Source organism: Parahoeflea olei (genome assembly GCF_001703635.1).
Lineage (GTDB): Bacteria > Pseudomonadota > Alphaproteobacteria > Rhizobiales > Rhizobiaceae > Hoeflea > Hoeflea olei.
On record NZ_LQZT01000001.1, the window covers coordinates 43,683 to 55,683 of the forward strand.

General features: G+C 64.5%; 13 protein-coding genes. 3 read left to right on the forward strand and 10 right to left on the reverse strand.

The window, feature by feature from the left end:
• Together AWJ14_RS00240 and AWJ14_RS21810 are read right to left on the reverse strand one after the other, a co-directional pair.
• Nucleotides 1–840 (reverse strand): DMT family transporter, encoded by an 840-nt coding sequence (locus AWJ14_RS00240; protein WP_066173297.1) that lies wholly within the window; start codon nucleotides 838–840, stop codon nucleotides 1–3.
• Nucleotides 841–842: 2 nt separating this feature from the next.
• The gene (locus tag AWJ14_RS21810; protein ID WP_083219920.1) at nucleotides 843–1,037 is read right to left on the reverse strand and encodes a DUF1127 domain-containing protein; all 195 of its coding nucleotides are present in this window, start codon (nucleotides 1,035–1,037) and stop codon (nucleotides 843–845) included.
• 72 nt (nucleotides 1,038–1,109) lie between these two features.
• On the opposite strand from AWJ14_RS21810, the gene AWJ14_RS00245 reads away from it, so the two are divergent.
• On the forward strand, nucleotides 1,110–1,982 hold the full coding sequence (locus AWJ14_RS00245; protein ID WP_066173300.1) for a LysR substrate-binding domain-containing protein: 873 nt from the start codon (nucleotides 1,110–1,112) through the stop codon (nucleotides 1,980–1,982).
• 65 nt (nucleotides 1,983–2,047) lie between these two features.
• Here the strand turns inward: AWJ14_RS00245 and ggpS are convergent, their stop codons facing one another.
• From ggpS to AWJ14_RS00265, 4 genes are all read right to left on the reverse strand, one after another.
• Entirely contained in the window at nucleotides 2,048–3,553 is a 1,506-nt protein-coding gene (ggpS, locus tag AWJ14_RS00250; protein ID WP_066173303.1) for a glucosylglycerol-phosphate synthase, read from the reverse strand.
• 4 nt (nucleotides 3,554–3,557) lie between these two features.
• Nucleotides 3,558–4,358, reverse strand: coding sequence for an HAD family hydrolase (locus AWJ14_RS00255; protein WP_245304077.1), 801 nt, complete (start codon nucleotides 4,356–4,358; stop codon nucleotides 3,558–3,560).
• Nucleotides 4,355–5,482, reverse strand: a complete 1,128-nt coding sequence (locus tag AWJ14_RS00260) for an NAD(P)H-dependent glycerol-3-phosphate dehydrogenase (protein WP_083219921.1) — start codon at nucleotides 5,480–5,482, stop codon at nucleotides 4,355–4,357. Before AWJ14_RS00260 ends, AWJ14_RS00255 begins: the two co-directional genes overlap by 4 nt.
• Before the next feature lie 184 nt (nucleotides 5,483–5,666).
• Nucleotides 5,667–6,176 (reverse strand): GNAT family N-acetyltransferase, encoded by a 510-nt coding sequence (locus AWJ14_RS00265; protein WP_066173308.1) that lies wholly within the window; start codon nucleotides 6,174–6,176, stop codon nucleotides 5,667–5,669.
• A 229-nt stretch (nucleotides 6,177–6,405) separates the two neighbouring features.
• Here AWJ14_RS00265 and AWJ14_RS00270 point away from each other — a divergent pair, with 229 nt between their 5' ends.
• Nucleotides 6,406–7,395: a glutathione S-transferase family protein gene (locus AWJ14_RS00270; protein WP_066173311.1), complete on the forward strand. Its 990-nt coding sequence runs from the start codon at nucleotides 6,406–6,408 to the stop codon at nucleotides 7,393–7,395.
• Nucleotides 7,396–7,472: 77 nt separating this feature from the next.
• Here the strand turns inward: AWJ14_RS00270 and AWJ14_RS00275 are convergent, their stop codons facing one another.
• The 3 genes from AWJ14_RS00275 to AWJ14_RS00285 all read right to left on the reverse strand — a co-directional run bounded on the left by AWJ14_RS00275 (nucleotide 7,473) and on the right by AWJ14_RS00285 (nucleotide 10,158).
• Nucleotides 7,473–8,234, reverse strand: coding sequence for an ABC transporter permease (locus tag AWJ14_RS00275; protein WP_066173314.1), 762 nt, complete (start codon nucleotides 8,232–8,234; stop codon nucleotides 7,473–7,475).
• Nucleotides 8,231–9,157, reverse strand: a complete 927-nt coding sequence (locus AWJ14_RS00280) for an ABC transporter ATP-binding protein (protein ID WP_066173317.1) — start codon at nucleotides 9,155–9,157, stop codon at nucleotides 8,231–8,233. Before AWJ14_RS00280 ends, AWJ14_RS00275 begins: the two co-directional genes overlap by 4 nt.
• Nucleotides 9,158–9,693: 536 nt before the next feature.
• Nucleotides 9,694–10,158: an NUDIX domain-containing protein gene (locus AWJ14_RS00285; protein ID WP_245304078.1), complete on the reverse strand. Its 465-nt coding sequence runs from the start codon at nucleotides 10,156–10,158 to the stop codon at nucleotides 9,694–9,696.
• Between the two features lie 75 nt (nucleotides 10,159–10,233).
• Here AWJ14_RS00285 and AWJ14_RS00290 point away from each other — a divergent pair, with 75 nt between their 5' ends.
• Nucleotides 10,234–11,148 carry a metallophosphoesterase family protein gene (locus AWJ14_RS00290; RefSeq protein ID WP_066173324.1) on the forward strand — a complete coding sequence of 305 codons (915 nt, stop codon included), beginning with the start codon at nucleotides 10,234–10,236 and terminating at the stop codon, nucleotides 11,146–11,148.
• On the opposite strand, the gene AWJ14_RS23040 is transcribed toward AWJ14_RS00290, so the two are convergent.
• A complete protein-coding gene (locus AWJ14_RS23040) occupies nucleotides 11,141–11,917 on the reverse strand; it encodes a hypothetical protein (protein ID WP_066173327.1) in 777 nt (258 codons plus the stop codon). The two genes, AWJ14_RS00290 and AWJ14_RS23040, sit on opposite strands and share 8 nt — an antisense overlap.
• Nucleotides 11,918–12,001 lie beyond the last annotated feature (84 nt).

The following is a 12,001-nucleotide window of genomic DNA, read 5'->3' on the forward strand; positions in this document are numbered from 1 at the left end:
TCAGGCCTTCATGATCATCACGCCGCAGGCGATGGCGCCGGCGGAGGCCCAGCGCCAGCCGCTGACCGGCTCGCGCAGGACCAGCGCCGCAATGATGACCGCGAACAGGATGCTCGACTCGCGCAGCGCCGCAACGAGGGCGATCGGCGCCTGGGTAAAGGCCCAGACCGCAATCCAGTAGGAGCCCAGGGACATGGCCCCCGCCGCAATGCCGGTCTTCCAGGCCGGCGCCATCGCCGAAAACGCCGCCGGGCCGCGCGCCCATGCCGCATAGGCGATCATGCCCAGCGCATCGCCCACCACCATCCAGAGAATGAAGCCGGAGGACGTGCCGGCAACGCGCGCGCCGATGCCATCGACCAGCGTGTAGCTGGCCGTGAAGACCGCGGTGCCGATCGCGTAGAACAGCGCCTTGCCGCCCATGCGCCGGCCCGATCCCCCCTTCACGGCCATCGCCACGATCCCCAGGGAAATCGCCAGAATGGCAAGCAGCGCAGAGGGCGCAAACGACACCCCGAGAAAGGCAAACGAGACGACCGTGACGATCAGCGGCGCGGTGCCGCGGGCCAGCGGATAGGCCTGACTGAGGTCCGCATGGGCATAGGCCTCGACCAGAAACAGCTTGTATCCGACATGCAGCGCGGCCGCCGCGACGATCCAGGGCCAGGCCTCCGTGGCCGGCTGGGAGACGAAGGGCAGGATCGGCAAGGCGATCACCGCCTGCACCACCGCCAGCAAGAGCACGGTCGCGCCCCGGTCGAGGCCGAGCTTGACCACCGAGTTCCACCCGGCATGAAGCAGGGCAGCGGCAAGGACCGCGGCGAAGACGTGATTTTCCATCGTTACCTCCAGAACGGGCGAGCGATTTCGCGAGCCCGCTGGGCCTGCGTCAGCCCGACATCGGCAAGCTCTTCGCGCGTCAGGCGGGCAAGCGCGCGGCGCGTCGTCCAGTTGCGCCACCAGAGTGATAAAATCTCACGAGAAAGCTGAGCGGAAAGGCTTGCATCGAAGCGATGGACGCTGTTTTCATAGGTCATGCAGTCTTATAGGGACATCTGCACCACCGTGAAAAACGATAGTTTCTCGACTTCCATGTGAGCTAACCGCACATGAAACGCAGCCTTCTTCCCCTCAATGCGCTCCGGGCCTTCGAAGCCACGATGCGGCACGGGCAGATGAAGCGCGCCGCCGAGGAGCTCGGGGTGACCTATGGCGCGGTGAGCCGGCAGGTGAGAAGCCTCGAAGACAGTCTCGGCGTGGTTCTGTTCGAGGGACCGCGCAACAGGCTCACACCGACCCAGGCCGCGCGCGAGATGCAACCCGCGCTGCAGGAGGCCTTCGACAGGATGGAGGCGGCGGTCTCGCATGTCATGCATCGCGACCGCCGCACGCTCGACGTCTCCTGCCTGAGCACGCTGGCGATGCGCTGGCTGATCCCCAACCTGTTCGATTTTCAGGAGCGGCACCCCGAGATCAAGGTGCGGATGACCGCCGATGACGGCCCGGTCGACTTCGCCCGGCAGAGCCTTGACGTGGCGGTCCGCGTCGGCACCGGCCCCTGGGATCCGGCAAGTAGCACGGATCTGTTTGCCGACGAAACCGGCCCGGTGCTGAGCCCGAAACTGATGGGCGACAACCGGGCGGCAGACTGGACCGCCCTGTCCGGCCTGCCCTTGCTTCACACCAAAACCCGCCCATCCGCCTGGGCGGACTGGTGCCAGGCCTCCCGCCTGCCGCTGCCGGCGGGCGGGCAGGAATACGAACATTTCTATTTCATGCTGGAAGCCGCGACAGCCGGTCTCGGCATCGGCATCGCGCCCGAGATCCTGGTCCGCGCCGACATTCGCGCCGGGCGCCTGATTGCGCCATTCGGGTTCCGCCCCTCCGGCCAGACCTATGTGGCACTGGCTCCTGCCCGCCCGGAGCCGGCTGCAACCCTCTTCATCCGCTGGCTCAGGGACACGGCCCGGGCAAAGCCGTGACAGGCTGACCGCGCCGCCGGTCGGGAAACCGCTCCCGGCCCCGGCAGCCGGCGCATGGGGGTCGCTCAGCTCGCCTTGGGCAGGCGTGCGTCGCCATCCTCGTCGAGGAAATAGCTCATCTGGTCTTCTGCCCAGGCCTTGATGCCATAGCGTTCGACCGTTTCGCGCAGCATCTTCATGCGCTGCCGGCGTTCCTGCTCGGGCATGGCCAGCGCCTGTTCGATGGCGGTATCCATCGAGCGGTGCGAGAACGGGTTGGTGATCACGGCGGAGGACAGTTCCACGGCGGCGCCGGCGAATTCGGAGAGCACCAGCACACCGTCGCCATCGGTGCGCGCGGCTGCATATTCCTTGCAGACGAGGTTCATCCCGTCGGCGAGCGGCGTGATCCAGCAGACATCGGCCACCTGGTAATAGGCCACCAGGTCCTTGAACGGCACGGCGGTCGAGATCAGCGCCACCGGCTGCCATTCGAACGAACCGAAGCTGCCATTGATGCGGCCCGCGACCTGCTCGATCTCGCCCTGGATTTCCTCATAGGCGGTCATCGAGCGGTTGGCGCCGACCGAGACATGCATCAGCCGGACCTTGCCGTGCAGGTCGGGCCGCGACTGCAACAGCCGCTCGAAGCTTTCGAGCTGCTGCACGCCACCCTTGGTGTAGTCGGTGCGGCCGACCGACAGGATCAGCTTGCAGTCATCTCCGAGTTCCTGGCGGATCGCCGCCGCATTTTCACGGGTTTCCTTGTCGGTCGCGCGCGCCTGGATGAAATCCCAGTCGATGCCGACCGGCGAACTCGAGATCCGGATGCTGCGGCCCTGATACATCACCGCCTCCGGTACCCGCCGGTCCGACAGCGCCGTGCCTTCCCAGACGAAATCGGGATTGACGTCCTTGCGCGTGACCGGCCCGACTTCGAGCAGGCTCTGGGCCACATGCACGAAATTGACCGCATAGCGCGGGATGTGGAACCCGACCACGTCGCAGGCAAGCAGGCTGTCGACGATCTCGCGCCGCCACGGCAGCACGTTGAACATGTCGGCCGAGGGAAACGGCGTGTGATGGAAGAAGGAGATCCTGACGTCCGGCCTGAGCTTCCTCAGATAGCCCGGCACGAGCCAGAGATTGTAGTCATGAACCCAGACCACGGCGCCAGGTGCTGCTTCGGCGGCGGCAGCTTCGGCAAAGGCCCAGTTGACCTCGCGGAAGGTCGGCCAGTCGACCGGGTCGTAATTGTAGCGTTCCTTGAAGGAATGCAGGATCGGCCAGAACGCCTCTTTCGAGGTGATGTGGTAGAAGCTCGACACCTGGTCCGGTGTCAGCGGCAGTCGCGTGACCGAATATTTGCCATAGGAATCCTCGATCTCGATGACGCGTTCGAAATCCGGATTGGCGGCGTCCTCGGCAAATTTCCAGGCAACCCAGGCGCCCTTGTCGACCCGGCCGAAAAAGCCTTTCAGCGTCGGCACGATGCCGTTCGGGCTCTTGTTTTCCTTGAAAACGATCTTGCCGTTTTCCTCAACCTCTTCATAGGGCTGACGATGGTAGACAATGACGAGATCACTGGCCATGTAATCAGTATCCTTCCGGTAGGTCGTGCAGGTTGAAGGCGCGAATGGCCTCGAGAATGCCGGCGGCGCCATGCGCATGCGCCATGTGCAGATGCGCAAGGCCCGCAAGCCGGTCGATCAGTGCGGGCTCAGAATTGCCGACCGCGACCGCGGGCAGCCCGCATTCGAGCATCGAGAGGTCGTTGAGGGTGTCGCCGGCGCAGAGCACGCGGTCCGGTTCGATCGCCAGATACTCGACCAGCCGCTTGAGCGAGGGTCCCTTGCTCACGCCCCTGGGCAGGACGTCGAAAAACCGGTTGTCCGAAATCAGCCAGTCGTAGCCCATCTCGTCAATCGTCTCGCAGGCCGAGGCATCGAACCGGGTGATGTCGACATCATAGCTTACGCGATAGCGGAAATCGGTGGGCTGGAGCGTGAGCCCCGGATGGCCGTCGAGCCGCGCCTTGATGCGGTCGCCGCCATTGTCCCACTGCGCGGCAATCTCGTCCTCGAGATGGGGAATCGGGGCAACGCCCGTGTGCTTCGACACCCGGGCGATGGTGGTGCCGACATCGCCGACCGCATAATCGGGCCAAGGCACGCCGCGCTCACGGCAGAGCGCGCCGATGAATTCGGGATCGCGGCCGGTCACAAAGATCAGGCCGACGCTGTCGCGGTTGTCCTCAATGAAGCCATAGAGCTTGGCGCGGTCGTCCTCGCTGCCGCCCAGAAAGGTGCCGTCAAGATCTGTGGCCAGCACGAACCTGCGCGTGCTCAAGCCGGCGGGATCGGCGCCGGCCGGCCCGCCCTCGGTTGGTGCTGTCAAAGTCTTGCCTCCGTTGGCATCGCATTGGGATGGTCGATCAGGATAGACAGGCCGCGCCGTTCGCCCTCGATCGGACGCGACCAGAATTCGGCGAAGGTCTCGCGCACATCCGCGCCCTGGTGCAGGATCCGGAACACGGCCTCGCAGATCGGCATGCGGATGTTCATCCGCCGTGCGAGATCCATCACCGAGACCGAATTGACCTCGCCCTCGACGACCACCGGCTTGCCGTCGAAGCAATGCGCCCGCGGGATGCCCTTGCCGAGCTGCACGCCGAGCGACATGTTGCGCGAGGTCTGAGACGAACAGGTGAGCGTCAGATCGCCTGCGCCGGCAAGCCCGGTCACGGTCTCGCGGCGGCCGCCGAACACGTCGGCCAGCGTCTTCATCTCATCCATGCCACGCACGATCAGCGCCGCGCGGGTGTTCTCGGCATAGCCAGCGCCCGTCATCATGCCGCAGGCGATGGCAATCACGTTCTTGACCGCGCCGCTGACTTCGACGCCGACAAGATCGTCCGAAATATAGGGCCGGAAGAAATCCGACCCCAGCGACAGCGCCAGCCGTGCGGCCGGGCTGGACGGCGGATCGAGCCGGTCGGCATAGGAAAACTGGAAGGCGATGGTGGCGGCGGTCAGGTGCCCGAGCGCGGTCTCGGTGGCAAAGGTCGGCCCCGACAGCGCGCCGATGCGGTGATCGGTCAGGATCTCGGCCGCCACCTCACTCAGCAGATAGCCGGTGCCCGCCTCGATGCCCTTGGCGCAGAGCGCCACCGGCACGTCGGGTCCCAGATGCGGCTTCATCTTCATCGAGATTTCGCGCAGCGTGCGCGAGGGCGTAACCAGCAGCACCGCGCCGGCGCCATCGAGTGCTTCGGCCAGATCGGTGGTGGCTTCGATGCCTTCCGGCAGGTCGATGCCGGGAAGATATTTGGGGTTTTCGTTGCGGGTGTTGATCGCCGCGGCGGTGTCTTCGTCACGTCCCCAGATCGAGGTCGCGCGCCCGGCGCGGCGGGCAACAGTGGCGAGCGCCGTTCCCCAGGAGCCTGCACCGATCACGCAGATTTTCGAATAGGGAAGAGGCGGAGAAGACAGGTCTTCGGCTTGGGTGCCTAGATAAGTCATGCGGACCTATCTAGGGCGTTTGACGCTGCATTGCAACCTTTGGCCCGCTGCAGTGCAGCAAGGCAGGCCTTGCGCATCCTTCCAAATCAAGCATTTAGTCCCGGGCCGAGCGCCCCCAGGCGAGCCTGCAACGGCCGTGCGGGCAATGAATGGCCACGGCCCCGCATCGTCCGCAGAGGGGGCGTCAGCCACGAAAACTGCGGTGATTGATGTCACCTTCGAGCGCCGATTCGACCAGGTCGCCGAAGCAGACGGCGAGCAGCCGGCGCGGGTCGAACGGGCCCGGCATGGTGAGCGCGCCCGGCCGGGTCGGCTTGAAGCCGAGCGGGGCATAATAGGGCGGATCGCCCACCAGCAGAACCGCCTCGCTGCCGGCCCTTTCGGCCGCCTGCAGCGCGATGCGCACCAGTTCGCGGCCGATGCCGAGATTCTTGTGCGACGGCCGCACGGCAAGCGGGCCGAGCAGGTGACCGGCGGTCTTGCCGGCAAACACCGGCGTCATCCTCACCGAGGCGATGGTCTCGCCGCGGTCGGCGGCAATGAAGGAGAGATGCCGGTCATGCGGCCCCTGCTCGCGCACCCGCTCGGAGGAGCGCACGAACCGGCCGGGGCCGAAGGCTTCTTCGTTGATATGGGCGATTGCCGCGTCATGGGACGCGTCTTCGGTGAGAAAGACAAGATCAGGGAGGACCATCGTGAAAATCCGGATGTGACGACAAGACATGAGGGAGCGCGCGCATTCGCGCGTGGGCAGTCTTTTCAGCGTCGTCGCAAGGCCGTGGCAGGCATCCGGATTTCCTTCGTGTGGACAACGCCCTTAGCAAAGCCCGCGCGGCGCGTCCAATGCAAAACGCACCGTTCACCCCCTTCACCTTCGCTTTTTCGAAATTCCGACTTATGTGTCACTGAAAAGGAGAACGATCATGGGAATGCTGGTAGATGGCGTCTGGAAGGACGTCTGGTATGACACGAAATCCACGGGCGGCCATTTCAAGCGCTCGGAAAGCGCCTTCCGCAACTGGGTGACCGCCGACGGCGCGCCCGGACCGTCGGGCCAAGGCGGCTTCAAGGCGGAAGCCGGCCGCTATCATCTCTATGTCTCGCTCGCCTGCCCCTGGGCGCACCGCACGCTGATCTTCCGCAAGCTCATGGGGCTCGAAGAAGCGATCTCGCTGTCGATCGTCGATTATCACATGGGCGAGAACGGCTGGGAATTCCGCGGCCGCGACGGCGGCACCGAGGATCACCTGAACGGCGCCGATTATCTCTGGCAGGTCTATGTCGCGGCCAAGCCCGACTATTCTGGGCGCGTGACCGTGCCGGTGCTGTGGGACAAGAAGCAGAACACGATCGTCTCCAATGAATCGGCGGAGATCATCCGCATGTTCAACTCCGCCTTTGCGGAAGTCGGCGGCAAGGGACCGGACTTCTATCCCGAGGACCTGCGCGAGGAGATCGACGACATCAATGCGCTGGTCTACGACAAGATCAACAATGGCGTCTACAAGGCGGGCTTCGCCACGAAGCAGGACGCCTATGAGGAGCATGTGACCGAACTGTTCGACGCGCTCGACACGGTCGAACGCCGGCTCACCTCCAACCGCTATCTGACCGGCGACCGGCTGACCGAAGCCGACTGGCGGCTGTTCACCACGCTGGTGCGCTTCGACCCGGTCTATGTCGGCCACTTCAAGTGCAACATCCGCCGCATCGCCGACTATCCGGCGCTGTCGGGGTATCTGCGCGAGCTCTACCAGATGCCGGGGATCGCCGGCACCGTGAACATGGAGCACATCAAGCGCCACTATTACGGCAGCCACGACACCATCAACCCGACCGGCATCGTTCCCGTCGGCCCCGAGCTCGATCTCGACGCCCCGCATGGGCGCGACCGGCTCGCCAAGGCCGCCTGAGGCCGACCGCAGGCATCGGCAAACGCGAAAAAGGCGCCCCTCGTCTCCGGGGGCGCCTTTCTGCATCTTGAGGCTGCTCAGTTCTTGATCTTGTAGCCGGTCTTGAAGGTCCAGGCGATGATGCCGAGACAGATCACCAGGAACACACCGATCATCGCGAGGCTCAAGCCGATATTGATATCGGCCACGCCGTAGAAGCTCCAGCGGAAGCCCGAGATCAGGTAGACCACCGGATTGAACATGGTGACCGTCTGCCAGAACGGCGGCAGCATCGAGATCGAATAGAAGCTGCCGCCCAGGAACACGAGCGGCGTGATCACCAGGAGCGGGATCATCTGCAGCTGCTCGAAATTCTTCGACCAGACGCCGATGATGAAGCCGAACAGGCTGAACGAAATGCAGGTAAGCCCCAGGAAAGCGAGCATCGCCACCGGATGCAGGATCTCGAAATCGACGAAGAATTCCGCCGTGATCAGGATCACCAGCCCGATCAGCGCCGATTTGGTCGCCGCCGCCCCGACATAGCCGAGCACGATCTCGACGAAAGAGACCGGCGCGGTGTGAAGCTCGTAGATCGAGCCCAGGAATTTCGGGAAATAGATCCCGAACGAGGCATTGGAAATGCTCTGCGTCAGCACCGACAGCATGATCAGCCCCGGCACGATGAAGGCGCCGTAGCTGGTGCCGTCGATCTCGTCGATGCGCGAGCCAATGGCCGCGCCGAAGACGATGAAATAGAGCGAGGTCGACAGCACCGGCGAGATCAGGCTCTGCGACAGGGTGCGGAAGAACCGCGCCATTTCGAACGAATAGATGGATCTGACTGCCTGGAAATTCATGATTTGCCCTCGACCAGCCCGACGAAAATGTCCTCGAGCGAACTCTGCCGCGTCTCTACGTCCCGAAGCACGATGCCGGCCTTGCTCAGATCCGCAAACAGCGAGGCGATGCCGGTGCGCTCGCCATTGGCCTCGTAGGAATAGACGAGCGAGTGGGTGTCCTCGGCGTAGTCGAGATTGTAGCCCGAAAGCGCCTCGGGAATGGCGCCGAGCGGCTCCATCAGTTCGATCCGCATCTGCCGCTGGCCCATGCGCTGCATCAGCGTTTCCGTCTTCTCGACCAGCAGCAATTCGCCCTTGTTGATGACGCCGACGCGGTCGGCGATCGCCTCGGCTTCCTCGATGTAATGCGTGGTCAGGATGATGGTGACACCGTCGTCCTTGAGGTCGCGGACCACCTCCCACATTTCCTTGCGCAACTCGACATCGACGCCGGCGGTGGGCTCGTCGAGAAACAGCACCCGCGGCTCGTGGCACAGCGCCTTGGCGATCAGCACCCGGCGCTTCATGCCGCCGGACAGTTCCATGGTCTTGGCGTCCTTCTTGTCCCACAGCGAGAGCTTTTCCAAGATCGACTGCAGCAGCGCCGGATCGTGACGCTTGCCGAACAGGCCGCGCGTGAAGCGGAGCGCGTCATAAACGGTCTGGAACGGCTCGAGCGCGATCTCCTGCGGCACCAGCCCGATCAGCGAACGGGCCTCGCGAAAATCGTGGACGACGTCGTGGCCGCCGACCCGGACCGAGCCGGTGCCGGGCGTCACCAGCCCGCAGATGATGGAAATCAGCGTGGTCTTGCCCGCGCCATTGGGTCCGAGCAGGGCCAGAATCTCGCCCTCGCGGATGTCCAGAGAGACGTCTTTCAGCGCCTGGAAGCCGCTGTCATACTGCTTGGACAGGTTGTCGATCGATACGATGGAAGACATGAGGTGCTTTTCATGTTGGGGGTGGACTGCCGATGCGCAGCCGAAACGGGAAAAGGAAAATCAAGCGGTGAGTGGCGTGCATGTAAGCGACAAAATGCCGCATTCAAGGGCGGGCGAAACTCACCCCCGATCTGGCTGCCGTTTATCAGGCACTGCCGCCAGAAACTGTCAGCACCTTAAATTGAAATCTTGCCAGATTGACCTCTTTCAAACACCAGTCCGAATTCCTAGATTTCCTCAGCAACAAGGAGAAACTGCAATGATATTTCATGATGACACCTCATTAGAAGAGGTCTCGAAGGAAACATCCTCAACAATACGTGATGCTGCTCGAATGATTGGGAAATCGGATCGCAGTATACATGACGCTGATATTCAAGACCTCCAATTGGCGATGATCGAGCTCGAAAGGGTTCTGAAATTCAAAGCAAGCATGAATGCAGGCCGGAGCTAAGGGATAGAAGCGCGCCGCTAATGTAACCGGCAACGCCATAGACAACACGCAGATCGCGACAGCATCAAGTGCCGCCGCGCGCCTACCACTCCTGGCTGGCGGACTGCTCGCCCGCTAGCTCCGCCAGCCGCCGCCGCGTGGCCGCGGTCACGCCGTCCGGGAGCGCATCAAGGGCGAAAAAACCGGCTTCCACGATCTCCCGGTCGGCGGGGCGCGGCGCGGTCTGGCGCACCTGGCAGCGGTAGAACACCACATGGTCGCGTTTGCTGGTCTTGCGGTTGAAATAGACCGCCACCAGCTGCGCGGGTGCCAACAGTTCGAGATTGCCTTCCTCGCGCAACTCCTTGACGAGCGCCTCGCCCGCGGTTTCGCCGCGCTCCACCCCGCCACCGGGCATGTGCCAGCCGGGAACATAGCTGTGGCGCACCAGGAAGATCCGGCCCTCACCGTCGAAGGCCGCGGCGCGCACGCCGAGCGTCATGCCGCGCGAGGCCGCGAACCACAGGTGGATGACCCGGGTGACGAGCCGGGCCCGCCAGGAGCGCATTTCCGGGGGACGTCCGCCGAAACCACCGTCACTCACCGGTTGCGACGGCGGCTCTCGGTCGCTATGGCTTGAGCCATGTTTCGCTTGGCCCATATCTCCGATCCCCATCTAGGTCCCCTGCCGAAAATGTCGCTGCGCGAACTCGCGTCCAAGCGCATCACCGGCTATGTGAACTGGCAGCGCAACCGCCGCAAGCAGCTTTTCGGCGACACGCTCGAAAACCTGCTGGCGAGCATGCATGCCGCGTCCCCCGATCACATCGCCATCACCGGCGACCTGGTCAACCTCGCCACCCGCACCGAAATCGAATCCGCGCGGGTCTGGCTCGACACCGGCTTCGAGCCCGAGCATGCCACCCTGGTGCCCGGCAATCACGACGCCTATGTGCCCGGCGCTCTTCCGCGCGCCAAGGAAGCCTGGGAGCCGTGGATGCTGTCGGACGAGCCCTCGCCCGGGGCGGAGCTGTTTCCGAGCTTCCGCCGTCGCGGCCCGGTTGCGCTGATCGGCATCTCGTCGGCCAACCCGACCCTGCCCTTCGTCGCCACCGGCAACCTGAAGAAGAAACAGGCCCGCGCCGCAGGCCTGCTGCTCGACCGGGCGCGCGAGGAGGGGCTGTTCCGCGTGATCCTGATCCACCATCCGCCCGTCAGCGGCGCCGCCAAGTGGCACAAGCGGTTGCGCGGCATCCGCCGTTTCGGCAAGATGCTCAGGCGCCACGGCGCGGAACTGGTGCTGCACGGGCACACCCATCTCGACACGCTCTACCATCTGGATGGACGCGACGGCAAAGTGCCGGTCGTCGGCATCGCCTCGGCGAGCAATGGGCCGGGCAATGCCCGCCCGCCCGCGGGCTTCAACCTGTTCGACATCGATGGCGGGCCGGGAAACTGGACGATCCTGCACCGGCGCATGCGCCTCTCGGGTGCAGGCCCTAGTTTCGAAGAGGTTCGGGAAGGCCTGATCGGTGGGCCTGACAGCAAAATCAGTTGATCATCGCCGAAAGCCGGTCCCAGAACGCACCCACCAGCGCCGCAGCGCCGGCCACGCAGCCGAGGATGAACCAGGACGCGCCGAGCACGAAACCCGAGCCGCGCGATTGCGCGCGCGGAGCTGCGGTCAGAGACGCGACCTCGGTGTCCGCGCTCGTGGCCGGGTAGGAGGCAACCCGGGCCGGCATCGGCGCCTGCGCCGGCTGCCCGGCGTCGCGGGTCTCCCCCGCGGACGCGTCCTCGGCTCGGGCCCCGGCCTTGGCTTCGGCTGCCGCCTCGTCCGCTTCCCCGGCCAGGTCCTCGTCGGCGGTGACATCGCCTTCCCCGGAACCGGCATTCGCCGCCTTCAGCGCCTCGAAATCGCCTGAGAGAATCCGCTCGCGCTCGATCACCCGTTCGGCGATGTAGCGGCCGACCGCGTCGGCGGTGCGGCTCATGTCGCTGGTGTCGGAGATGATCACGCGGCCGAGCCGGGTGTCGCGCACGAACACATAGACCCTGCGGTCGCGGCCCATATGCACATGTGCCACCGAATCGATCCACAGCCGCGGCTGCAGCCCCGGCGAGATGCCGAAATCGAACCGGTCATCGGCGGGATCGATGTCATCGAACAGCGGCTTGATCTCCTGCGCCAGAAGCTCGAGCCGCGCGCGATCGGCGTCACGCATGTCGACCACCACATCGGTGCGGTCGGCAGCGGCGATTTTGACTTCGCGCACGATATCCGCCAGGCGGCGCTCGCTCGATCGGGGGATGTAAGGGTCGGTCATGACACGCTTCCGGCAGGGAGTGGTTAACAATTCCCTAGCACAGACCGGGCTTGATGGCGACAATGCGGCATATGCCGTTTGCAG

Bases quoted from the DNA above. Each gene is read 5' to 3' on its own strand.
- AWJ14_RS00240 (WP_066173297.1), bottom strand. From the start codon at position 840: ATGGAAAATCACGTCTTCGCCGCGGTCCTTGCCGCTGCCCTGCTTCAT.
- AWJ14_RS21810 (WP_083219920.1), bottom strand. From the start codon at position 1,037: ATGACCTATGAAAACAGCGTCCATCGCTTCGATGCAAGCCTTTCCGCT.
- AWJ14_RS00245 (WP_066173300.1), top strand. From the start codon at position 1,110: ATGAAACGCAGCCTTCTTCCCCTCAATGCGCTCCGGGCCTTCGAAGCC.
- ggpS (WP_066173303.1), bottom strand. From the start codon at position 3,553: ATGGCCAGTGATCTCGTCATTGTCTACCATCGTCAGCCCTATGAAGAG.
- AWJ14_RS00260 (WP_083219921.1), bottom strand. From the start codon at position 5,482: ATGACTTATCTAGGCACCCAAGCCGAAGACCTGTCTTCTCCGCCTCTT.
- AWJ14_RS00265 (WP_066173308.1), bottom strand. From the start codon at position 6,176: ATGGTCCTCCCTGATCTTGTCTTTCTCACCGAAGACGCGTCCCATGAC.
- AWJ14_RS00270 (WP_066173311.1), top strand. From the start codon at position 6,406: ATGGGAATGCTGGTAGATGGCGTCTGGAAGGACGTCTGGTATGACACG.
- AWJ14_RS00275 (WP_066173314.1), bottom strand. From the start codon at position 8,234: ATGAATTTCCAGGCAGTCAGATCCATCTATTCGTTCGAAATGGCGCGG.
- AWJ14_RS00280 (WP_066173317.1), bottom strand. From the start codon at position 9,157: ATGTCTTCCATCGTATCGATCGACAACCTGTCCAAGCAGTATGACAGC.
- AWJ14_RS00285 (WP_245304078.1), bottom strand. From the start codon at position 10,158: ATGCGCTCCTGGCGGGCCCGGCTCGTCACCCGGGTCATCCACCTGTGG.
- AWJ14_RS00290 (WP_066173324.1), top strand. From the start codon at position 10,234: ATGTTTCGCTTGGCCCATATCTCCGATCCCCATCTAGGTCCCCTGCCG.
- AWJ14_RS23040 (WP_066173327.1), bottom strand. From the start codon at position 11,917: ATGACCGACCCTTACATCCCCCGATCGAGCGAGCGCCGCCTGGCGGAT.